At 45.2% G+C, this 1,651-nt stretch carries 1 protein-coding gene; it reads right to left on the bottom strand.

Annotation, left to right across the window (positions count from 1 at the left end):
• Positions 1-66: 66 nt before the first annotated feature.
• Complete coding sequence (locus tag E5329_RS29015) at positions 67-1,572, bottom strand: MarR family transcriptional regulator (protein ID WP_135992562.1); 1,506 nt, start codon at positions 1,570-1,572, stop codon at positions 67-69.
• Positions 1,573-1,651: the final 79 nt, after the last annotated feature.

Genomic DNA, 1,651 nt, shown 5'->3' with positions numbered 1-1,651 from the left:
TTAGGAACTTACCAACGTTTTTCTACGCAAAATGGCAAAATTTACCCATAGTGAATTAACCCTGCATTAAGATGTCAATGCAGGGACAAGAACCATGTTTTTTACAGTTAACCCAGCCGCAATGATCTCTTTGCCAAGAGCAGTAATCAGATATTTATAAGAACCGGGGATCTTTTCAATCAGTCCATGGAGCCTCAGCCGCTTAAATATTCTTGTCATTGCGGATGGCGTGATTCCGGGCAGATGATCACGGATGTTTTTCCCCTGCATGCCAAAGGCCATATATTCCCCTCTGCTGATGGCTTCCAGAACGGACAGATCGCGGGACTCAAAAAAGTTAAACCCACGGTAAGAACGTCCCTTCTCCTTTTGCGGACGGCTGACTTCATCCAGCTTCTTCTTTCCGCTGCTGTGGTCGTCAAAAGATGAAATGAATTCAAGGTAACGGCGATTCACAGATTTCAGGATTGCGGACAGCTGGTACAGGCTGTAGATGCTCTTTTTCAGGGGCGCTTTTTGAACGCTGGTGGTTCCATCTCTGTGCTGGACTTCACGCTTCACGCGGAATGTGCTGATGTCATTGCAGGTGCTCTCAATCCGCAGGACACAGCCAAATTTATCGTACATTTTAATGGATACATCACCCATATGGTGTTTGATTCTCGTGCCGAGAATGCGCTGGTTATAGTTGGTTCCGATTTCTTTGATACAGTTATAAGTGATACGCTGCCCGAGGAATGTGGCGATATTATCCGGCTTTACCGTAAATATCGCAGTGCGGATGATTTCATCATAAAGGGGTTCCAGATATTCGGGCTTTTTGAACATGATATCCGTTGCACATTCAATCTGTTGGACTGTCCATGTATAGCCAAGCCCAAGGGACTCAGGGACAGGGCCGTAGCGTCTGGCAAAGACATCAAGGATTTTGTGGAGATCCTCCGGGTTGATCCGGTCAGAAAGTTTCTGGGCCGTTTCCATATCAGAAATTTCCAGAAAGGCATTGTCGTGCATACGGTAACCAATCTGCTTCTTGTCCAGCTTGTGGGCAAGAAGGTTATGCCCATTCATATAAAACTGAAGGCGGAAAGGCGGCCATGTGGGGACGCGCAGATAGCAGAGACCAAGTTCTTTGTCAATAAAATAAAAATAGTAGTGGAGGCACTTACTCTGGTCGAACTTTAAGAAAGTCTTCCCGGTTGTTTTATCATGCCATGGCCTGTAAGTATTGCAGCATTCCATGGCAGAAAAGATATGGACGAGGCCTTCTGTTTTTCCGGTTTCAGAAAGGAGCTTCTGGATACGGTCATCTTTGCGGAAGGCATGGAGCTTGCGGATGAACTCAATCTCAATCCCGTTTTCCGAAGCAATCCTTTCTGCATTCTGCCGAACCTGTTCTGTAAGGGGCTTTGAGAAATCAGGATAATCAAAAATGCGGATACCGTTGGCCTTCATATATGCGGTCATTGCATCAGCATGGCTCCAGCTTGGGATGTATCCCTGGATGATCATGCGGTCATAACAGGTAATGATGCCATAAATTTTATCAGCGTATTTATCTGTAAGCAACATAATAGAAATCCCCTTTTTCTTTATAGTAACACAAAAGGGGAAAATACAAAATAAGCTTTTCCGGTTTATCCGGGTTAGG

The organism is Petralouisia muris (assembly GCF_004793545.1).
GTDB lineage: Bacteria > Bacillota > Clostridia > Lachnospirales > Lachnospiraceae > Petralouisia > Petralouisia muris.
The sequence above is the reverse complement of the archived record's forward strand: the minus strand, read 5'-3'. Positions and strand labels throughout refer to the sequence as shown.